Here is a 20,790-nt window from a genome sequence, read left to right on the forward strand (position 1 = left end):
CCTCCCTCAGCGCCTGACACCGCGCCAGGCCAGCGCGCCGCCGTCGATCACATGGGCGGCGCCCGTGATGAACGCCGCGCTGTCCGAGGCCAGGAAGCAGGCCAGCCGCGCCACCTCCTCCGGCCGCCCCAGCCGCTCCACCAACTGCGGTGCCGCCAGCGCCCGTTCCGTCGCCCCGCGATCCTCGGCCGCGGCGAAGTGGTCCTGCGTCAGCTGGGTGTCGATGACGCCGGGGCAGAGGCAGTTGCAGCGCACCGGGGCCAGGTCGACCGCGGTGACCCTGGTCAGGTGGATGACAGCGGCCTTGGTGACGCCGTAGGCGGGGCAGTTGGGGAAGCCGACCAGGCCGGACACGGAGGCGTTGTTGACGATGGCCGGGCCGCGCGTCGACCGCAGCAGCAGCGGCGCCGCGAACCTGGTCGTCAGCCAGACGGCCTTGAGGTTGACCTCGTAGACGGCGTCCCAGACCTCCTCCGGGAGCGAGCCGACCCCGTGGTCCTGGCCGGTCGTGAACGCGGTGTCGATCACTCCGGCGTTGTTGACCAGCACGTCGAGGCCACCGAAACGCTCGGCACACCGCGCCACCATGCCCTCGATGTCGGCGCGCACCCGCAGGTCGCAGCCGACCGCCTCGGCCTTCGCCCCCTCGGCGCGCACCAGTTCGGCGGTCCGGCCGACGGCCGCCGCGTTCAGGTCGGCGACCACCACGGCCCTCGCACCCTGCCGGGCCAGCTCCACCGCGACGGCCCGGCCGATGCCCTGGCCCGCGCCGGTGACGAGAGCGACCCTGCCCTCCAGGGAACCATCCATCGTCCGCTCCCTTCCGCCCGAGACGGATCGTGAACTGAACCAACTTCAGTTCACCCAGGGAGTCTAGGTTCCTGCGGGGCAGGGCGACAAGGGGCGGGAGCGCCGTCGAGGCGCCTCAGGGCCGGTAGACCATCCCGGGCCGGGGCTTCGCGGGGGCGAGCAGCTGCGACACCGTGACGACGGTGTAGCCACGCTGCTTGAGCGCCTCCAGAATGCCGGGAACGGCGGGCACCGTCCCCTTGTGCAGGTCGTGCAGCAGGATGATGCCGTCGCGGTGGGTCTGGTCGAGCACCCGCTTGGTGATCAGCGCCGAGTCGGTCGTCTCGTAGTCCTTGGCGGTGACGCTCCACAGCACCTGGGCAAGGCCCAGTTCCCGGCAGACCTCGGCCACCTTGCGGTCGGTGCGGCCCTCCGGCGGACGCATCAGGACGGGCCTGGTGCCGGTGATCTTCTCGATGGCGGTCTGGGTCCTGCTCAGCTCCGCACGGGCGCCGGCCTCGTCCAGGTCCGTCAGCCTCGGGTGGGTCCAGGTGTGGTTGCCGATCTCCTCGCCCGCCTCCGCGATGCGGCGCAGGATGTCGGGGTACTTCGAGATGTGTCCCCTGCCCTGAACGAAGAACGTGGCGTGCAGATGCCGCTGTTCGAGGATGTCCAGCAGCTTGGGGGTGGTCGGACTGGGGCCGCCGTCGAAGCTGAGGGCCACGCACTTGGCCTTGCGGCAGTCGACGCCTCCGCTCACCGATCCCGATGCCTTGTCCCGGGCGGCGCGCGGCGAGGTGTGATCGTAGGTCGTCACCGTCAGGGCCAGGGTCACGGCGACGGCCACGACGGCGGCGGCCACGGCCACGACGGCGATGAGTATGCGGTTGCGTCTGGTACGTGTGTTGAGGAGCATACGAACCCTTTCCTGGGTCGGGTCGGGGAGTTCACCGCGTGCGGGTGAGGGCGGGCTGCGCGGAGAGTTCCGGCGGCCGCATGTCGAGGGTCAGGCGTTGCCTCAGCCGGCGTCCGAGCCGACGCTCCACCAGGCGGTGGACCAGCAGGGAGAGTCCCAGCATGCACAGGACGGACAGCGCCGTCGCGGGCAGCGGCCCCAGCCCCGGGAACGCCCGGACCAGGCCCTTGGCCAGGGGGATTCCGAGGCTCTGGTGGACGAGGTAGAAGGGGTAGGTGAGCGCCCCGGCGGTGACCGGCCAGCGCCATCGCAGCCCGGTCAGCGGGCCGGTGCCGGCCAGGGCCAGCAGCCCGAGGCAGAGGGTGAGCACCACCGCGCAGACGGCCCAGGAGGCTCTGGCCTCGCCAGGGGGTACGGCGGCGTGGTCGGCCACCCGTAGGTCGAGCACGGTGAGCTGGTAGCACCAGGCGAAGCCGAGCAGCAGCCAGAGCAGCAGGCTCTGCCCGAACCTGTGCATGAGGTAGAGCACGATCCCGGCGACGAACAGGCCGGTGTACCGGGTCAGGACGAATTCGTCGAGCAGAGGCGAGCGGAGTTCACGGGCGACGACGGCGGCCAGCAGCCAGGCTCCGCAGCAGGCCACCACCCGCCGGTAGGTCAGGCCGAAGACGAGGAGCGCGACCATCAGCAGGTAGAAGCGTGCCTCCACCCAGAGGGTCCAGCTGACTCCGTCGACGGGGTCGAGTCCCAGCGGCCCCGGGGCCATGGTCAGGTTCCCCAGTACCGTTCGCGGGTCGATGGGGGTGGCGGCGGGCCACCGGACCAGCCGTGAGACCAGGACGAGCAGGACGACCAGGAGCACCGCGCACCAGTAGGCCGGGAAGAGCCGTGAGACGCGGGAGACGGTGAACTGCGCCGGGGTCCGCCCCCAGCAGCTCATGCAGATCACGAAGCCGCTGATGAGGAAGAAGAACTCGACGCCGAGCCAGCCGTAGCCGCTGATCTCGTGCAGGAGCGGGGCGGATTCCCGGAGTTCGGTTTTGCCCCAGAAGTGCGGGGTGGGCGTGCCCAGGAAGTGGTACGCGGCGACCATCAGCGCGGCGACCAGGCGAAGCCCGTCGATCGCGACCAGGCGCGAGGGCCCGCTGGGAGGTTCGGGGGACGGCATCTCGGAACCGGGGCCCGGTCAGCAGACGCTGGGCAGCGGGCGGCTGACGGATATCCCGGACCGGCCGTTCGGGAGCGGTTTCTGCGGCGACTCGGCGTCGGCGGGCATGGCGAGGCGACCTCCGTGCGGGGAGAGTTGAGAGGTGGGGAGTCGGGGGAATCCCGGTGCGGGCTGAGAGGCGGCGGGTGAGAGGCGGCGGGCGAGGGTGCGGCGACGGTTCAGACGCGGCGGCGCAGCAGCAGCACGGTGAGGACCGTGAGCAGGAGGGCCAGTCCGCCGAGGACCGCGGTGTCGGTCCACTGGAAGGTCCAGTAGTCACCGGCCGGGTTGGCCTCGTAGAAGCGGGCCACGTACCCGTGTGCCGTCATGCACTCCCTGAGCCGGTCACCGGAGGGGAAGGCGCAGTTGAACACGGAGTCGTGGCGGCCGGAGGCCGTGATCAGGCCGTAGTTCCCGGTCGACCACTTCTCGCCCATCGGCGCCTTGGGGGTGCTGCCGGCGCTGACATAGGTGTGCGGCGGTACCAGGAGCCGGGTCCAGTGCGTCCACTCCAGCAGGAGGGTCGTCACCCCCGTCACCAGCAGGGTCAGCCCCATCGCCGCCAGCACCCGGCGGGTCAGCAGGCCCAGCAGGGTGCCGGCCGCCAGCCCGAACAGGGCGGCCGCGACGACGCGGGGGCCCGAGCCGCTCAGCGCGGTGGTGTCGTACCAGAACAGGCCGTAGCTGCGGTCGGCGGCCGGGTGCCACCACCAGGCGAACACTCCCGCGAGCAGGCCGGAGAGGGCGGTGGTGGCCACCGCGGCCAGGGCGAACCGGGAGGCGAACCACTGACCGCGGCTCGGCCCCTGGGCGAGGACCATGCGATGCGTGCCCAGTTCCCGGTCGCGGCCGAGCAGCGGGGCGCCCCAGAAGACGCCGACGACGACGGGCAGGACGATGTTCAGCGCCCCGAGGTACTTCAGCGGCTCGACGTCCAGCAGCAGCGGCAGGCCGGTACCGGACTGCGTGCAGTACAGCGGCCCGGTGGCGCAGTGGTCGAACAGCCCGCTGTGCAGGGCGTCCAGCATGCCCGAGCGGTAGTACGCGGCGATCGCCGCGGTGAGCAGCAGGACGGCCGCGCCGACGGCGGCCGGGACGCGCTGCTGGCGCCAGGCGAGCCACAGGGAGCCCTTCACGCCGCCGCCTCCGTCCGCTCGTCCGCGGCGGGCCCGCCCGGTTCCTGTTCGGTCCGTAGGTAGCCGATCAGGATGTCCTCCAGCCGTGGCCGTGCCGTGTGCCAGTCGCCGCGCAGCGGTCCGCGTTGCCGTACCAGGGCGGTCAGTTGCCTGCCGGCGGTACGTCGCTGTACGACGGTGTGCTGTGCGGCCAGGGCGTCGGCCCGGTCGGCGGGTCCGGTCAGCAGGGCGTGGCTCTCGCGCAGCGCCTCGGCGTCCTCGCTCAGCTCGGCCCGGCCGTCGCGCAGCACCAGCACCCAGTCGCAGGTCTCCTCCAGTTCGGGCAGGACGTGCGAGGAGAGCACGATGCTCGTGCCGCGCTCGGCGGCCTCGGACATCAGCGCCGCCATGATCTCGCCCCGGGCCACCGGGTCGAGGTCGGCCAGCGGTTCGTCGAGCAGCAGGAGGTCCGGCCGCTTGCCGAGGGCCAGGGCGAGCGCGACGCGGGTGCGCCGGCCGGGGGAGAGGTCGCCGACGCGGGCGTGCAGCGGGATGCCGCCCTCGTCGACGATCCGCTCGGCGGCCGCCCGGTCCCACGTGGAGCTCAGCTTCTCGCCCATCAGCAGGGTGTCCGCCACGGTGAAGCGGGGGTAGAGCGGCTTGTCCTGGGTGAGCAGGGCGACCCGGCTGCGGGCCTCGGGGGTGCCGGGCGCGGCGCCCAGCACCTGCAGGTCCCCGGTGGCGGGTCGCAGGAGGCCGCCGGCCAGGTGCAGCAGGGTGCTCTTGCCCGCGCCGTTGCGTCCGACGAGGGCGGCTATACGGCCGCCGGGTACGGTGAACTCGCAGTCCCGCAGGGCCCAGCCGCCCCGCCTTCGGTACCGGAATCCGAGTCCCGTGGCGCGCACCGCGGCCGGCGCGTCAGGCCCGGTCATGCGTCCTCCTTCGTGCGTCCCCGGTCGCCCGGGGTGTGGCTGTCGTGTTCGTTGTCGTGGGCGTCCAGGGCCGCTGTGACCATGGCGAGGACGTCGGCCCGTTCCAGGCCTCCGGCCCGGGCGCGGGCCACCCAGCCGGTGACCTCCCGGCGCAGCGGGGAGTCGTCCTCCGCGCCGGGCCGGGCGAGTGATCGCGTCACGAAGGTTCCGAGGCCGCGGCGGAGCTCGACCAGGCCGGCCTGCTCCAGGTCGCGGTAGGCCCGGAGCACGGTGTTGGGGTTGATGGCGGTCGCCGCCACCACCTCCTTGGCCGTGGGCAGCTTGTCCCCGACCTTGAGGAACCCCATCCGGAGCGCTCGCTCGGTCTGCTCGACGATCTGTACATAGGCCGGTACGCCGCTGCCGCGGTCGATCCGGTAGTCGATCACGTCGCCTTCCTCGGTTCCACCATGCTTGTACTAATGAATTAATGGAAGCATGGTGGATGTCCGTCGGCGCTGTCAAACTCCTGTGAGCGCGGGTGCGGGGGCGAGGTGCCGCCAGGAGGGCGTGCCGCCCGGGCGGGACGGGCGGGAATCAGGCGGGGCCGGGTTCCTCGTACGGGATGCGGTTCAGGTGCAGGACCTCGCCCAGGGTGCCCCACTCGTCGCCGCCCAGCTTGGTCAAAGGCCGCAGCAGCTCGCTGGCGGGGCGACCGCCGGCGAGGTAGTTCTCGTCGACCGCGGCCTGCAGCACCCGCCCGAAGACCAGGGTGCAGTTTCCCATGCGCAGGGTGGTGTGGGAACGGCACTCCAGAGCCACGTGGGCGGCCGCCACCCTGGGCGGGCGGACGCTTTTGCTGGCCTCCCGCTCGATGCCCGCGATGTCGAACTCGCTCACCGAGCGCGGGAAGTCGGTGGCCGTGGCGTTGATCAGCGGCAGGAGTGGTTCGGACGAGAAGTTGACGACGAACTCCCCGGTCGCCTCGACGTTGCGCAGCGAGTCCTTCCGGCCGATCGAGGTGAACTGGACGATCGGGGGATCGGTGCTGGCGATGCTGAAGAAGGAGTGCGGGGCGAGGTTCTCGGTGCGTCCGTCGGGTGTGATCGTGGAGACCCATGCGATCGGCCGCGGGATGACGACCGATGTCAGAAACCTGTAGAAGTCGACACTGCTCATGGCCTCAGGGGTGTATTCCACACGCATGGACCGAGTATCGGACCGGCACCTTCGGGCCCACCGCAGCCAGGTCGGGTGTGTCGTGGCGACCCACGCGCCAGGTGTCCGCCCGGGCGCGCGGCGCCGCCGCGCGCCCGTGGGTGCCCTCGCCCTGTGGCCCCGGTTCCACCGCGACGGACGGACCAGCGGCATCGCGGCGCTGTCGGCCCGGATCGTGCTCCGCCGGGTCGTGGGATCACCGTGTCACACCTTCCGGCCCCGCCTTGTCTAAGGGGTGTCGAACAACGAACAGAGGGTCTGATGCGCGAAATTGTGATCGTCGGTGGCGGCTATGCGGGCTTCTACGCCGCATGGGGCCTGGAGAAGAGGCTCGGCGCGGCAGAGGCGCGGGTCACGGTCGTCGACCCCCGCCCCTACATGACCTACCAGCCGTTCCTGCCGGAGGTGACGGCCGGATCGGTGGAGGCCCGGCACGCCGCCGTCTCACTGCGACGGCACCTGCGCCGCGCCCGGCTGATCTCGGGTACCGTGACCGGGATCCGCCACGCGGACCGGACGATCACGGTACGTCCCACCGACGGGGCGGACTACGAACTGCGCTACGACACCCTCGTCGTGACGGCCGGGGCCGTGACCCGTACCTTCCCCGTCCCGGGGCTCGCCCAGCACGCGATCGGTCTCAAGCACGTCGAAGAGGCGGTGGCCATCCGCGACCGGCTGATGACCGCGTTCGACCAGGCGGCGTCCCTTCCTCCCGGCGCCGAGCGGCGGCGGCTGCTGACCGTCACGTTCGTGGGGGGCGGGTTCTCCGGAGTCGAGGGCTTCGGGGAGCTGCTGTCGCTCGCGACGGCGATGCTCAAGTCGTATCCGGAGCTGAGCGGCGACGAACTCTCCTTCCACCTGGTCGAGGCCCGGGGCCGCATCCTGCCCGAGGTGGGGGACAAGCCGGGCGCCTGGGTGGTCCGCTCCCTGGAGCGCCGGGGCGCGCACGTTCACCTCGACACCCAGGTCCGCTCCCTCGCCGACGGCCGGGTGGTGCTCTCCGACGGGGAGGAGTTCGACTCCGGGCTCATCGTGTGGACCGCCGGCAACGCCTCCAATCCGGTCGTGCACAACCACTCGGACCTCCCGGTCGACGAACGGGGCCTGCTCGTGGTCCGCGCCGACCTGCGCGTGGGCACCGGCGGCGAACTCGTCCCGGACGCATGGGCGGCCGGGGACGACGCGGCCGTGCCCGATCTGGCGTCCCCGGTGCCGGGGGCCCACACGGTACCGAACGCCCAGCACGCCGTACGGCAGGGCAGACGCCTCGCCAAGAACATCGTGGCCGACCTGCGCGGCGGACGCGTCAAGGACTACCGCCACAGCAGCCTGGGCGTGGTGGCCACGCTCGGGCTGGGCCGGGGCATCTTCCAGTACCGGAGGATCGTCATCAAGGGGCTTCCGGCCTGGCTCATGCACCGGGGCTATCACGTCCTCGCCGTGCCCTCGTGGGAACGCAAGATCCGAGTCCTGACGGTCTGGCTCACGGCCGCCTTCTTCGGCCGGGACCTCGTCTCCCTCGCCTCCGTCCAGCATCCGCGGGACGCGTTCGTCACGAGCGGCGACCCGCGGCGTCCCGGCGAGGGCCCGGCGAGCGGCCGCACGGCCGCATGACCGTGGAGCACACCATGAAGGCGAGCAAGGAGGCCGCGCGCGGCCTGAGCGACATCGAGACCTTCCTGTACCGGCACGCCCATCTGGAAGCCGCACGGCAGCGCGTCGAGGTCTTCACCACCCTGGTGCCGGGACTGACCTTGGAGCAGAAGGCGGACATCGAGAGCTGGTACCTCAGGGAACAGACGTACGTCGCACGTATGGTGACGGAACACATCGCGGCGAACGCCGACGAGATGCGGCAGCGGCACCGCGTCCGGTTCACGCGCTGGCTGCGCGGCACGCTCACCGCGATGGTCCTGACCAGCGTGGCCATGGCCGCGTGCTGCACCGTGCTCCTGAAGTCGTCGGGCTGAACCGCCGGGCGTCCGCCCCCGGAGGGCGTGCGTTCCCCGACGCCGGGCCGGCGGAGCCGAGTCGTCAGATCATGCGATGCGTCCCTGAGCGAACCGTGCCACTCCCGCCGTCCAGGCGCGCACATGCTGTGTCGGCACGGTGTCACACCTTTTGATCCTCACCGGTCAGTGGTGCGACGTGCCAGGCGGCGGGAGGCGCGCGCGCCGCGCGATCCACTGCCGGTCGCGGTGCCTGCCGAATCACTCGATCATGCGATGTGTCCGGGCAGTGTTATGAACCAGTCTGGCCTTGTTGGCGAAGAATGCACTCACTACCTGACCAGAGTCCTGAGGTGAGTCGAGGGGCGGGTCGCGAGACCTGGACGTCTCTGCCTGACCGCCGCCGCCCCGACAACGGCCCGCGGCCCTTCCACGGGCCGGTTCTGTCCAAGAGCGGGGCCGCCGGTTCTCTGGTTCAGCTGCGATTGGACAGTCGTGATTTTTGGTTGCCGCTTTTCCCGCACCACCCGAACGAGCCAGGGGGACCCTCGTGCCCGGCAGCGCGCCGGCCGTGCGCAGCACATCGCGGGACGGCCCGCCGAAGCCGTCCGCCGGCCCGCGGCAGCGAGGTGATCCCGCCCCGCGACTGCCGTATCCGGAACAACGAGGACCCCAGCATCATGCATCTCGAGTCGTCCCCCACGACGTGTGACCTTGACGACGCCGTCTCCGTCTTCGTGCAGTACCGGGCACGCCTCTTCGGGATCGCCTACCGCGTGCTCGGCAGTGTGGCCGAGGCCGAGGACGTGGTCCAGGAGGTGTGGCTGCGCTGGCAGAAGACCGACCGCTCCGTGGTGGTGAGCCCCGTGGCCTTCCTGTCCAGTGCGACGACCCGCCTCGCCATCAACGTGGCCCAGTCGGCGCGGGTGCGCCGGGAGACCTACATCGGCCCGTGGCTGCCCGAGCCCGTCGACACCAGTGGCGATCCGGAGCTGGGCGCGCAGCGGGCGGAGGCTCTGGAGCTGGCCCTGCTGCTCGTGCTGGAGAAGCTGAGCCCCACCGAGCGGGCCGCGTACGTCCTGCGCGAGGCGTTCGACTACTCCTACCCCGAGATCGCCGAGATCCTGCGGCTCAGCGTCGTCAACATCCGCCAGATCGTGAGCCGTTCGCGCAGACGCCTGGCGGGCGAGCCGCGCGCGAGCGTGGACGCGGTGGAGCACCGGCGCCTGCTGGACGCCTTCGTCTCGGCGGCTCGCACGGGGGACGTCGCCTCGTTGGAGGCCGTCCTCGCCCCCGACGTCGTCAGCCTGTCCGACGGCAACGGCCTGCGGGGGGCCGCCCAGGTACCCGTGGTGGGCCGGGCGCGGGTGGCCAACCTGGCCACCGCCACCCGGCGGTTCTGGCAGGGGACGGAGCTGCGACCGGTCCAGGCCAACGGCCGTGCGGGCATGCTGATCTGCCGCGACGGTTCCCCCACCACCATCCTGACGGTCGGTGCTTCCGGAGAAGGCATCCGCAGGGTGATGTGGGTGTTCAACCCCGGCAAGGTCGCCGCGTTCCTGGAGTCCGGCGCCTGCCACGCAACCGTCCCCGGGGGCGCGCCCGCCGACGGGTGAGCCGCACCCCCGGCTGACGCGCACGACGCCAACACGCTCTCTAGCCGGTCGCGGCGACCCCGAGGAGCAGCAGGGCGATGTCGTCCGTCCTGGGGGCGGTTCGCCGTGCGTGGTCGATCAGGGCCGTGGCAAGCCCGTCCATCGGCTGGGACCGGGCCCGGGCGAGCTGGGTGGCGAGCCCGGACATGGCGTCGTCCAGGTCGACTCCGGGAGTTTCGACGAGTCCGTCGGTGTACAGGGCGAGGACCGTGCCGGGCGTCAGCGGGATCTCGGCGTCGGGGTAGTCCGTGTCGCCGTCGATACCGAGCAGCAGCCCGGGTGGCAGGGAGAGGACCTCGGCGCGTCCGTCGGGGTGACGCAGGACCGGCGGGGGATGCCCGGCGGTGGCCAGGACGGCACGGTGTCGGGCGAGGTCGAGATGCGCGTACAGACAGCTGACGAAGCGGCCCGGGTCGAGGTCGACCAGCTGGCGGTTGGCCATCGCGAGGGCCTGCCCCGGCGCTGCTCCGGTGGCGGCGTGGGAGCGGAGGGTGGGGCGGATCCGGCCCATGAGCGCGGCGGCGGTGACGTTGTGGCCCTGGACGTCGCCGATGAACGCGGCCGCGGTGGTGCCGTCCACCCGGACCAGATCGTAGAAGTCGCCGCCCACGTCCAGGTCCCGGGCGGCGGGGAGGTAGCGGGCGGCCGCGTCCAGGCCCGGGACGTCGGGCAGCGAGTCGGGGAGCAGGGCGGCTTGCAGGGTCTGCGCGAGCTCCTTGCCGGCGTCGTACAGGCGGGCCCGTTCCAGTGCCTGCGCGATGAGTCCGGCGAGCGCGGTGAAGACGACCCGTTCCTGCTCGGAGAAGGTGTGGGGGCGGTCGAAGGCGAACACGCACGAGCCCACCCGGCGCCCGGAGGCGATGAGCGGCAGGAAGGCCCAGGCGTGCAGGCCTTCCTGACGGACGGCGCGCGGGTAGGCACGGGTGAGTTCCCCGAACGTGGCGAAGAAGGCGGGCCGGCCGGTGGCGAGCACCCGGACCGCGGGCGCCAGGCAGGTCAGCGGCGCCCCGTCGAAGCGGTCGAGGAGCTCGGGGCCGTACCCGCGACGGCCGATGACACGCATCCTGCCGTCCTCTGCGGCGAGCAGGGCCACGGTCCCGGCACCGAAGGCCGGCAGCATCTCCTCGGTGATCAGGTCGACCACGTCGGACACGCCCACGGCCTCCGAGAGGGCGGCGGCCAGATGGAGCACCTGGTAGACCTCGCCCAGGGGGAGCGCCTGGCCCAGGAACGTCCCCGTTCTCGCGGGCCCGGCCGACGAGGTGGGCCCGGTACCTGTCGGCGTGATGCGCAGGCTGACGCCGGATCCGTCCGGGTAGAGCTCGAAGGCGAGCCACCGGTCCGGTGGCCGCAGCGCGGTGAAGTAGGCGGACCTGCGGCTGACCAGGGCGCCGCGGAAGCACTCCTCGAGGGGCGAGTCCGCGCACCAGGGCAGGGACTGCCAGGGACGTGTGCCGGTCAGTTCGGCGACGCCGCCGCCCAGCAGCGTCGCGGCGGTGACGCTCACGTAGGTGAACGTCCCCGTGAGGTCGAGCGAGCAGCTGCCCTCCGGCAGCCGTTCGACGAGGTCCGCCGCGGCCAGCGCCTCGACCGGATCCCGGCCGCGGGCGTGCGGCCGCGGCAGGGCGTGCGGTGCCGGTCCCGGACGTACGGCGTGGCCGGTGCCGGCGGCGTCGCGCAGGAACCGCCCCAGGCTCCGGCAGGCGGCGGCGACCCGCTCGGGTCCCGGAGCGCCGGCTCCGGCGGTGCCGGGCCCGGGCCACAGGAGCAGCAGCGCGCCCCACGCCGTGGTGCCGGTGACGATCGGCGCCGCCGCTGCCGCGCAGCGGTAGGGAAGCGCGATGGCCGTGCGCGGATAGCGCCGGGCGACCTCCTCCGGGTCGCTCAGCCACACCAGCCGTCGCCGGCGCAGCGCCTCCGCCACCGGAGCGGGGCTCGACAGCGCCATCCGGGACCACGGCGTCAGGGCTTCCACCGGCAGCCCCGCGGCCACCTCCAGTTGCAGCGCCCGGCCGTCGGACGTCAGCAGGAAGACCGCGCCCGCGAGCACCCCGGTGTCGCGCACGGCGGCCTCCAGCAGCAGGTCCAGCCCCGCCCCGCGAGCCGGCCCGGAGGCGGGTGCGGACGGACCGGGCCCGTGGGATCGACCCGCGCCCTCTTCCCGCATGGCGCACATACCAGAACCGTACGTCCGCACCGGCCGGCCCCGCGCGGGAGAGCCGGCCCGGGCCGCCGGCGGCGCAGTGGCCCCTGTCACAGATCGGAGCGCCGTCCGGTCAATGCGCTGAAAAGGGACAAGTAGGGGCGCAATCGCGCTCATGTCCGAGACCGGGACCGAGACCGGAACCGAGAACGGTGACGAAGCACCGCGTGCCACAGGTGCCTGCCTCGCCGCCGCCTATCCGAGGGTGACGAACAGATGATCAGCACAGACAGCGCGATATCCCGTGGGCAGCAGAACATCCGCGAGCCCTCGGAGTCGGCGATCGCGATGCTCGACGAGCAGGGGACGGTGGTCGGATGGACCCGGGCCGCCGAACGGCTGGTCGGTTACTCCGCCGGCGACGTCGTGGGCCGGTCGGCCGCGGTCGTACTGCCGCACTCCGAAGAGGCGTCGACGACGGCGGAGTTCGTCGACCGGTGCCGTGAGCAGCACGGCTGGTCGGGCACGACGACGGTACGGCACCGGGAAGGGCACGGGCTCGACGTGAGCCTGCGGGTCTCGATGCTGTGGGGGCACGGCGAAAGCGTCCGGTGGCTCGTCTCCGTGACCGACATCGGCGAGGCCTCCGGGGAGACGACGAACGGACTCGTACGGGAGTCGCTGCTCGCCCGCGTCCCCATGGGCATCGTCGTACGGGACCCGGAACTGCGGTGCACCTGGGTGAACGACACGATGGAGAGCCACGACGGCATCTCCCGCGACCAGCGGCTCGGACGGCGGTTCGCCGAGGTGCGGCCGGGCGCCGAGGCCGAGATCCTCGAGTCGGCGATGCGGGACGTGATGCGGGGCGGGCCGGCCAGGGTCCAGGACCACCGGACGTGGCTGCCGTCGAGCCCGCACCGCGAGCACACCTACGCGGCGTCGATCTTCTGCCTCCAGGACGCCGACGGCCAGGTGCTCGGGGTGTGCGTCATCAGCGTCGACCTCACCGAGAGCCTGCGGGCGCGCGATCGCCTGGCCATCCTCAGCGAGGGCAGCAGCCACCTCGGCAGCACCCTGGACGTGATGCGGACCAGCCAGGAACTGGCCGACCTGGCCGTCCCGCTGCTCGCCGACTACGTCGCCGTCGATCTCGAACAGTCGGTGCCGTTCGGCGAAGGGCCGCCGTTCCGCATCGGCTCCATGGGCCGGCGCCTCCCCGTCTTCCAGCGCGCCGGCCTGGCGTCGATCCATCAGGGTGTCCCGGAGTCCCCGTGGACGCACGGCGAGGTGGTCCCCTGGCCGGCCGACTCACCCTTCACCGACGTCCTGCGCACCGGCATGCCCCACCTGGAGCCGGTCCTGGACACCGCGCCGGGCACCTGGATCGACCAGGACCCGGAGCGGGCGCGCACGATCCACGAGTACGGCATCCACTCCCTGATGCTCGTACCCATCCGTGCGCGGCGCGTCCTGCTGGGCATGGCGCTGTTCGTCCGCACCTCGGACCAGGGGCCGTTCCAGGAGGTCGACGTACTCCTCGCCGAGGAACTCGTCAGCCGCGCCGCGCTGGCGCTGGACAACGCGCGCCAGTACGCCCGCGAGCACACCGCCGCCCTCGCCCTCCAGCGAAACCTGCTCCCGCACCGTCTGAAGGGGGGCGCGGCGGTCGAGACGGCGTCCCGCTACCTCCCCGCCGACATGGACCACGGCGTCGGGGGCGACTGGTTCGACGTGATCCCGCTGTCCGGCGCGCGGGTGGCCCTCGTCGTCGGCGACGTGGTCGGACACGGGATCAACGCCGCCGCGACCATGGGCCGGCTCCGCACCGCCGTACGCACCCTCGCCGACATGGAACTGCCCCCCGACGAACTGCTGACCCACCTCGACGACACGGTCCAGCGGCTGGCCGAGGACGACGCCGACGCTCCCGAGCAGTACTCGGCCGCGGTGGGCGCCACCTGTCTGTACGCGGTCTACGACCCGGTCACCCGCCGGTGCACCATGGCACGGGCCGGACACCCGCCGCCCGCGGTCGTCGACCCGCAGGGGCGGGTCACCTTCCCCGACCTGCCCACCGGAACCCCGCTGGGCCTGGGACTGGGCGTCCCCTTCGAGGCCGCGGAGCTGGAACTGGCCGAGGGAAGTCTCCTCGGCCTGTACACCGACGGTCTCGTCGAGACCCGCGACCACGACATCGACGTGGGAATGCACCGCCTCGGCAGCGCCCTGGCCCAGCCGGGCCGCCCGCTGGAAGAGCTCTGCGGCCGCGCCATGGAGACCTTCCCGGGGCAGGCACCCTCCGACGACGCCACGCTGCTCCTGGTCCGGACCCGTACGCTCAGCCCCGCCCAGGTGGCCTCCTGGACACTGCCCGGCGACCAGACCGCCGCCCGCAGCGCCCGGCACCTGGCAGCCCGTCAGCTGGCCGAGTGGGGCCTGGCAGGTCTCGCGGACGCCACGATGCTGATCGTCAGCGAACTGGTCACCAACGCCGTCCGCCACGGCACCGGCCAGGTCACCCTGCGCATGGTCCGGCACCAGGTCCTGACCTGCGAGGTGTTCGACTCGAGCGCCTGCGCCCCACGCCTGGTCAGCGCACGCACCCATGACGAGAACGGCCGCGGCCTCTTCCTGGTCGCCCAGCTGTCCCGCAGATGGGGCTTCCGCACCGAGTCGGGCGGCAAGGTGGTCTGGGCCGAGGAGGATCTCGCCCTCGCCCAGACCCCCGCGGAGGCCGTCGGGGTGCCGCCCGTGCCCGAGGAGCGGCCCGTTCTGGTGTCCGCGACGGGCGCGGGCTCCGGAGTCCCCGCGGGACGCGAGTCCCTGCCCTGGTAGTGCGCCCGCCATGGCGTCGGCTCCCCGTTTGTGAGGGCCGCCGACAGGATGCAGGGTGGTTCCTGGAGCAGCAGTGCCGGACCATCCGTTCCGGTCAGGCCCACGGAGGTGTCAGCGGTGTCGGCAGAGGACGCGGCGACCGAGAGCGCCGCACAGGACAACGAGTCGACGTTCGGACCCAGGATGCTGGCGGACGTCAAACCGCCCTTCGTTCCCGAGGGCGCTTCGGGCATGACCGTGCTCGTCGAGTGGCCGCCCGGGGACCCCGGGACTCCACCGCACCGGCACTCGGGGCCGTGTTTCGGCTACGTCATCGAAGGCGCGGTCCGCTGGGAGCTCGAAGGCGAGCCGGAGCACGTGATCAAGGCCGGCGAGACGTTCTGGGAGCCGGGCGGCGAGGTGATCCACTACCAGAACGGCAACGCCTCGCAGGACGAGCCGGCCAAGTACATCGTGTTCATGATGTGCGCACCGGGCCAGCCGATGCTCACCCTGGTCGACGACGAGGAACTGGCACGGCGCGCCCACCTGCGCGCCCCGCGCCCCACCGACTGATCCGCCGGGCCGTGGGCGGGAGCCGCGGCCCACGGGACCGGAGGGACCGGCGTTGAGGGCACGACCGGCCTGCGGCATGCTTGCCCCATGGGCAGCTCAGACCCCACGGGCGACCTGGACCCCGGGCGCGGAGACCGGGCCGGTGCCGGGCTGCACCTCAGGGGACGCGACCGTGAGATCACGGCCGTCCGCGAAGCTCTGGTGGCGGTGCGCGGCGGACGGGGCGCCTGCGTCGTCGTGGAAGGGGCGCCCGGCGTCGGCAAGAGCCGGCTCCTCGCGGAACTGGACGGGCGGGCGCGGCGCTGCGGCTTCGACGTGGTCTCGGTACGGGCCGACGAGTTCGACCAGTACGCGGCAGGAGCCGCCCTGCAGTCCGTGCTGCGGCCCCATGCCGGTTCCGCGCGCGTCGCCACGGGCCTGAACGACCAGCGGCTCCGGCTGCTGGACAGCATCGCGGACGCTCTGGAGGACCGGGCCCAACGCGCGCCGGTACTCGTGCTCGTGGACGACGCGCAGTGGTCGGACCCGGCCACGCTCTTCGCGCTGCGCACCCTGCCCGGACGACTGGCCTCCTCGCGCATCCTCTGGGTGCTGGCGGTGCGTTCGGAGACCGAGCGCCCGACCGTGGCCAGGGTGCGGGAGGACCTCGAACGTCTCGGCGCCCGGTGGCTGACCCTCGGCCCGCTGCCCCAGCAGGACCTGGAGCACATCGCGGCCGACGTGCTCGGGACGGCACCCTCACCGGGCCTGGTCAGGATGCTGCGAGGCGTCGCGGGCAATCCGTTCCTCGCGATCGAACTGGTGCGCTCCTTCCCCGACCCGGAGACCGTGGAAGCGGAGCAGGGCGCCGCGGGCCGCCTCTACCGCGACATCCCCGTCGGCTTCCGGCAGAGCGTCGCCGCACGTTTGCAGCAGCTCCCGGAGGACGCCGTACGCCTGCTCCAGATCGGCTCCGTCCTCGGCCGCGAATTCGACTTCGGCACGGTCGCCCGCATGCTCGGGAGGCGGGTCGGCAGCCTGCTGTCCGCAGCCGAAGCCGCTCTGAACAGCGGCCTGCTCTCGGCGGACGGCCCGCGACTCGCCTTCCGCCACGACCTGCTGCGGCAGGCCGTCCACGAGAACCTGCCGCCGGCCGTACGGACGGCCCTGCACCGGGAGGCCGCCGAGAGCCTGCGCGCCACCGGCGCACGATCGGCCGAGGTGGCCTGGCACGTCGTGATGGCGGGCGGCCCGGTCGACGACGACGCCGTGACCACGCTGCACACCGCCGTACGGGAACTGTCGGCGACGGCCCCCGACGCGGCCGCGGACCTGGCGCAGCGGATCGCCGGGCTGCTGAACCCGCGCGACCGGCGGCGCGTCGGTCTGCTGACCGACGCCGCCGAGTACCTCGGCCGCACCCGCCGGGTGCACGAGGCACTCGATCTGGTCGACGCGACCCTGTCGGACGGTCTGGAGCCGTCCCAGGAGGCGAACCTGCGGCTGGTGGCCGCGGAGATACACCAGGCCGCCGGTGACGACGCCGCCGCCATGACACACCTGAAGGAGGCCCTGGACCTCCCCGCGCTCCCGGCCGGTCTGCGGGACCTGCTGCTGAAGACCCGGGCGACGGGCCACCTGTACCTCGGGGACCTCACCGCCGCCGAGCAGACGGACGCCGGCCTGGTCGCGGCCTCCTACCGGAGCCACGATCCGGCCGTCGTCGTCAGCGTCATGGTGTTCCAGTCGCAGACGTACTTCTACCGCGGGCGCCCGGCCCGAGCGCTGGAACTCGCCGAGGCCGCCACCGCGCGGGCCCGTGCCGAGCCCACCGTGCCCTACCTGAGGCCTCCGAGAATTCCGGCGCTGTGGCTGGCCACGGTACTGACCAGCACCGACCGGCTCGCGGACACCGAGCGGGTGCTGCGTGAGGGCCAGCACGAAGCGGAGGCGCTGGGCCTCGGCTGGTCACTTCCGCACTGGCACGCCCGCCGTGCCTGCGCCCTGCTCGAACAGGGCGCGCTGGACGACGCGGCCGTGGAGGCCGAGGCGAGCCTCGCGGTGGCGGACGAGCTCGAGATCACCCAGCCGAATGCGCAGGCCCGCGCCGTGCTGGCGCTGGTGGAGATCAGGCGCGGCGGCCTGGCCAGGGCGAGGGACCATCTCCACGCGGCCGAAGCCGGCTCCGGCACGAACACCCGGCGGTACGCCCTGTGGGTGGCCCTCGCGCGCGCCTGCCTGGCGGACGCGGAGGGCAGGGCCGAGGCGGCGGCAACGGCACTCACGGGCTTCGTCGAGGACAACGAGCCCACGATGCTGCTCACCCTGCCGCCGTCCCATTGGCCCGCGATCGTGCGCATCGCGCTGCGCGGCGCGCGACCGTCGGTCGCGCAGGCCGTGTCCGGGGCACTGACCACCCTGGCGGCCCGGGACGACAGCCAGGAGATCGGCAGGACCGTCCGTACCCATGTGGAGGGCCTGCTCCACGGCGACCCCCGGGCACTGGCGTCCGCCGTCGCCGGCTACCGGAGCACCGGCAGGCGGCTGGCCCTGGCCGCGGCCTGCGAGGACCTCGGTGAGATCCTGGCCGCCTCGGACGCTACGGCGCAGGCGACCGACTGCTTCGAAGAAGCGGCTCGGCTGGCGTCGGCCTCGGGAGCCCTCGCCGATCAAGAACGGCTCGGGCGGCGGCTACGCCAGCTGGGCGTGCGCTCGCCCGCCCCGCGGCCCGAGGCAGGCGGCTCCCCGGGGTGGGAGAGCCTGACGGCGTCCGAGCGGAGACTGATACCGCTCGTCGTGGACGGCCTCACCAACCGCGCGATCGCCGACCGCCTCCACGTCTCCGTGCACACCGTCAACACCCACATGAGACACATCTTCACCAAGCTCGACATCAACACCCGTGTCGAGCTGACCCGGCTGGCCGTCGAACGGGGCGACGCCGCCGACGGGACCGGGTGAGAAGGGGCACCGCTCACACGAAGGCGCTCTGCCCGGTGATGGACTTGCCGACGATGAGGGTCTGCATCTGGCGGGTGCCCTCGTAGGAGTAGAGGGCCTCGGCGTCGGCGAAGAACCGTGCCACGTCGTGGTCGAGGACGATGCCGTTGCCGCCGAAGATCTCGCGGGCGGCGGCGACGACCTCCCGCATCCGGGACGTGACGAACCCCTTGGCCAGCGCCGAGTGGTCGTCGCGGAAGACGCCCTGGTCCTGCAGCCGGGCGAGCTGCACCAGCATGCCCCACGACGCGGTGATGTCGCCCAGGCTCCGCACCAGCAGGTCCTGCACCATCTGGAACCCGGCGATCGGCCGCCCGAACTGCCGGCGCTCCTTGGCGTAGGCGAGGGCGAGCTCGTAGGCGCCGATCATGACCCCCAGCGCCTGCCAGGCGACACCGCTGCGGGTGAACCGCAGGATCTCCGCGACGTCCTTGAAGGAGTTGATGTTCTGGAGGCGGTTGGCCTCCGGGACCCGTACGCCGGTCAGGGTGATCTCGGCGTTCTCGACGATCCGGAGCGCGATCTTGCCCTCGATCTTCACCGGCACGAACCCGGGGGTGCCCTTCTCGACGACGAAGCCCTTGACCTGGTCGTCGGCCACGTCCCGCGCCCACACCACGACGTGGTCGGCGAAGGTGGCGTTGCCGATCCACCGCTTGGCCCCGTCGAGGACCCAGGTGTCGCCCCGGCGCTCGGCGGTGGTGCGCATGCCGCCGGAGACGTCGGAGCCGCCCAGCGGCTCGGTCATGGCGAAGGCGCCGATCTTCTCCATCGAGGCCATGGCGGGCAGCCACCTGTCCCGCTGCTCCTGGTCGCCGCCGGTGTAGACGGAGTAGAAGCTGAGCCCGTTGTGGACGCCGAAGAAGGTGGCGACCGAGGCGTCGACGCGACTCATCTCCATCGCGAGCATGCCGCCGAGCAGATGGCTCGCGGCGGGCAGGTGATCGCCGTATCCCTCGTACGACAGGGCGGTCAGGCCGCTCCCGCGGAACTTCTCGATCAGCTCCACGGGGAACTCGCCCTTGGCCCAGTACCCGTTGACCAGCGGCTTCACCTCGTCGCGCAGGAAGACGCGGGCCTTGCGCAGTATCTCGCGCTCCCCGTCCGGGAGAAGCGCTTCGTAGCGGTAGAAGTCCGCGCCCAGCAGGTCGTCCGACAGCGCGGCGGAAGTGATGGTCATGTCGTTCTCCTGGTGGCTCTTGGTTCCGGGACCACCAGTTGACCGACGGGCCGGCCGGTGTGTGACGGCTGCCGGCACACCGGGTTCGCGCGGCCGGGATGTCAGTGGGGCATCAGGAGCATGACCACCGTGCCCATGGCCGTCACCCCGTCCCAGAAGTTGTCGTACACGCTCCTGGGACCGGCGCAGTCGCCGGCCGTCCCGGTGGTCGCGCGCAGTGCGGGCATGTCGCGGGTCAGCGAGCGCAGGGCACAGATGAGCAGGTACAGCGCCAGCACCCAGGTGACGTCGTCGTCGGCCGGAAGGCCGCCGGCCATGGTCTCGTGCCCCTGATGACCCGCCGCGCGGTAGGACATCCAGGTCATCGCCGCCATGCCCACCGCGTAGGGCAGTCGCCGCACGGTGGCCGCCAACCGCCCCTCCCGGCCGCTCCTGACGGCGGTCCACGGGAACCACAGTGCGGCGGCGGCGAAGAAGACCGACTGCGGCAGCGCGGGCAGGACGCCGCCGAGGCGCCACGGCATCACCGCCATGGCCAGCGCCATGGCGGCATGCAGCAGGTGGTCGACGCGGTCGCGGCAACCGCCGGCCGGGGACCGGACACCCTGGCGGAGCGCCCGGACGGCGGCCACCGAGAACAGGACGGTCAGCAGGCAGTGGACGACATCAGTGGCATTCATGCCCTACACCGGCGCGAACGCGGTACCGGGTTCCGGCCTGAGGGCGACGCCGAACAGTTCCCCGAGCAGCGTCGTGGAGCGCTCCGCGCTGCGATGCAGCACCGTGGCCATCCCCAGGGCCTCGGCGGGCGGCAGGTTCTCCGCGTTGTCGTCGACGAAGACACATTCCTCGCCGGGCAAGGAGAGCATCGAGAGCAGAAGCCGGTACGCGTCCGGCTCCGGTTTGCGCAGCCCGTGCCGCCCGGAGACGAAGGCCGCGTCGAAGGCCGCGTCGATGTCGAAGCCGTGGTACATGTTCCACGGCGCCAGACCCATGCTGTTGGACAGCAGACCCGTCTTCAGCCCGCCGGCGCGGGCCCGCGCCAGGAGCGACACCATGGATCCGTCGAGACGGGAATCCGCGAAGACACGGCCCAGCAGGTCGGTACCGTCGACGCCCAGCGCCCGGCCCATACGCCGGTTCCAGTCGAACTGGGTGGCCCTGCCACGCTCCAGGTCGTGGGTGAGCGCCACCATCGCCGGGTTTTGGTACCAGCCGTGCTCCACCGCCCCCGCGGGCAGGCCCTCGCGGGCCTCGAAGCCACGCACCGCCTCGTCGAGCGACGTCGTGAGCACACCGCCGAAGTCCACTATGAGACATGTTCTCGGCACA

17 protein-coding genes are annotated in these 20,790 nt (G+C 72.4%); 6 read left to right on the forward strand and 11 right to left on the reverse strand.

The genetic code is table 11. The features are described from left to right. Positions 1 to 6: 6 nt before the first annotated feature. From AB0472_RS22045 to AB0472_RS22075, 7 genes are all read right to left on the reverse strand, one after another. Positions 7 to 810, reverse strand: a complete 804-nt coding sequence (locus AB0472_RS22045; protein ID WP_366358170.1) for a glucose 1-dehydrogenase — start codon at positions 808 to 810, stop codon at positions 7 to 9. 115 nt (positions 811 to 925) lie between these two features. Continuing rightward, the gene (locus tag AB0472_RS22050; protein WP_366358171.1) at positions 926 to 1,705 is read right to left on the reverse strand and encodes a polysaccharide deacetylase family protein; all 780 of its coding nucleotides are present in this window, start codon (positions 1,703 to 1,705) and stop codon (positions 926 to 928) included. Between the two features lie 31 nt (positions 1,706 to 1,736). Beyond that, on the reverse strand, positions 1,737 to 2,873 hold the full coding sequence (locus tag AB0472_RS22055; RefSeq protein WP_366358172.1) for an acyltransferase: 1,137 nt from the start codon (positions 2,871 to 2,873) through the stop codon (positions 1,737 to 1,739). 218 nt (positions 2,874 to 3,091) lie between these two features. Beyond that, positions 3,092 to 4,048, reverse strand: a complete 957-nt coding sequence (locus AB0472_RS22060; protein ID WP_366358173.1) for a transporter — start codon at positions 4,046 to 4,048, stop codon at positions 3,092 to 3,094. After that, a complete protein-coding gene (locus AB0472_RS22065) occupies positions 4,045 to 4,959 on the reverse strand; it encodes an ABC transporter ATP-binding protein (protein ID WP_366358174.1) in 915 nt (304 codons plus the stop codon). The genes AB0472_RS22060 and AB0472_RS22065 overlap by 4 nt, the downstream gene beginning before the upstream one ends. Further along, the gene (locus AB0472_RS22070) at positions 4,956 to 5,387 is read right to left on the reverse strand and encodes a GntR family transcriptional regulator (RefSeq protein WP_366358175.1); all 432 of its coding nucleotides are present in this window, start codon (positions 5,385 to 5,387) and stop codon (positions 4,956 to 4,958) included. Before AB0472_RS22070 ends, AB0472_RS22065 begins: the two co-directional genes overlap by 4 nt. A 148-nt stretch (positions 5,388 to 5,535) precedes the next feature. Continuing rightward, positions 5,536 to 6,144 (reverse strand): flavin reductase family protein, encoded by a 609-nt coding sequence (locus AB0472_RS22075; protein WP_366358176.1) that lies wholly within the window; start codon positions 6,142 to 6,144, stop codon positions 5,536 to 5,538. Positions 6,145 to 6,417: 273 nt separating this feature from the next. Here AB0472_RS22075 and AB0472_RS22080 point away from each other — a divergent pair, with 273 nt between their 5' ends. The 3 genes from AB0472_RS22080 (at position 6,418) to AB0472_RS22090 (ending at position 9,724) form a co-directional block, all read left to right on the forward strand. Beyond that, a complete protein-coding gene (locus tag AB0472_RS22080) occupies positions 6,418 to 7,773 on the forward strand; it encodes an FAD-dependent oxidoreductase (protein WP_366358177.1) in 1,356 nt (451 codons plus the stop codon). Positions 7,774 to 7,787: 14 nt separating this feature from the next. Next, entirely contained in the window at positions 7,788 to 8,129 is a 342-nt protein-coding gene (locus AB0472_RS22085) for a hypothetical protein (RefSeq protein ID WP_366358178.1), read from the forward strand. 659 nt (positions 8,130 to 8,788) lie between these two features. Next, positions 8,789 to 9,724: an RNA polymerase sigma-70 factor gene (locus AB0472_RS22090; protein ID WP_366358179.1), complete on the forward strand. Its 936-nt coding sequence runs from the start codon at positions 8,789 to 8,791 to the stop codon at positions 9,722 to 9,724. A 40-nt stretch (positions 9,725 to 9,764) separates the two neighbouring features. Here AB0472_RS22090 and AB0472_RS22095 read toward each other — a convergent pair whose 3' ends face one another. After that, entirely contained in the window at positions 9,765 to 11,939 is a 2,175-nt protein-coding gene (locus AB0472_RS22095; protein ID WP_366358180.1) for a SpoIIE family protein phosphatase, read from the reverse strand. A gap of 243 nt (positions 11,940 to 12,182) precedes the next feature. Here AB0472_RS22095 and AB0472_RS22100 point away from each other — a divergent pair, with 243 nt between their 5' ends. The 3 genes from AB0472_RS22100 to AB0472_RS22110 all read left to right on the forward strand — a co-directional run bounded on the left by AB0472_RS22100 (position 12,183) and on the right by AB0472_RS22110 (position 18,239). Continuing rightward, positions 12,183 to 14,744, forward strand: coding sequence for a SpoIIE family protein phosphatase (locus AB0472_RS22100; RefSeq protein ID WP_366358181.1), 2,562 nt, complete (start codon positions 12,183 to 12,185; stop codon positions 14,742 to 14,744). A gap of 183 nt (positions 14,745 to 14,927) precedes the next feature. Further along, on the forward strand, positions 14,928 to 15,299 hold the full coding sequence (locus tag AB0472_RS22105) for a cupin domain-containing protein (RefSeq protein WP_366358320.1): 372 nt from the start codon (positions 14,928 to 14,930) through the stop codon (positions 15,297 to 15,299). A gap of 87 nt (positions 15,300 to 15,386) precedes the next feature. Next, positions 15,387 to 18,239: an AAA family ATPase gene (locus AB0472_RS22110; protein ID WP_366358182.1), complete on the forward strand. Its 2,853-nt coding sequence runs from the start codon at positions 15,387 to 15,389 to the stop codon at positions 18,237 to 18,239. Between the two features lie 13 nt (positions 18,240 to 18,252). On the opposite strand, the gene AB0472_RS22115 is transcribed toward AB0472_RS22110, so the two are convergent. The 3 genes from AB0472_RS22115 to AB0472_RS22125 form a co-directional block, all read right to left on the reverse strand. Further along, the gene (locus AB0472_RS22115) at positions 18,253 to 19,458 is read right to left on the reverse strand and encodes an acyl-CoA dehydrogenase family protein (protein ID WP_366358183.1); all 1,206 of its coding nucleotides are present in this window, start codon (positions 19,456 to 19,458) and stop codon (positions 18,253 to 18,255) included. Between the two features lie 101 nt (positions 19,459 to 19,559). Then, on the reverse strand, positions 19,560 to 20,138 hold the full coding sequence (locus AB0472_RS22120; RefSeq protein WP_366358184.1) for a DUF5134 domain-containing protein: 579 nt from the start codon (positions 20,136 to 20,138) through the stop codon (positions 19,560 to 19,562). 3 nt (positions 20,139 to 20,141) lie between these two features. After that, complete coding sequence (locus tag AB0472_RS22125) at positions 20,142 to 20,789, reverse strand: HAD family phosphatase (RefSeq protein ID WP_366358185.1); 648 nt, start codon at positions 20,787 to 20,789, stop codon at positions 20,142 to 20,144. Position 20,790 lies beyond the last annotated feature (1 nt).

Source organism: Streptomyces sp. NPDC086777, assembly GCF_040702065.1.
In the GTDB taxonomy this organism is placed as follows: domain Bacteria; phylum Actinomycetota; class Actinomycetes; order Streptomycetales; family Streptomycetaceae; genus Streptomyces.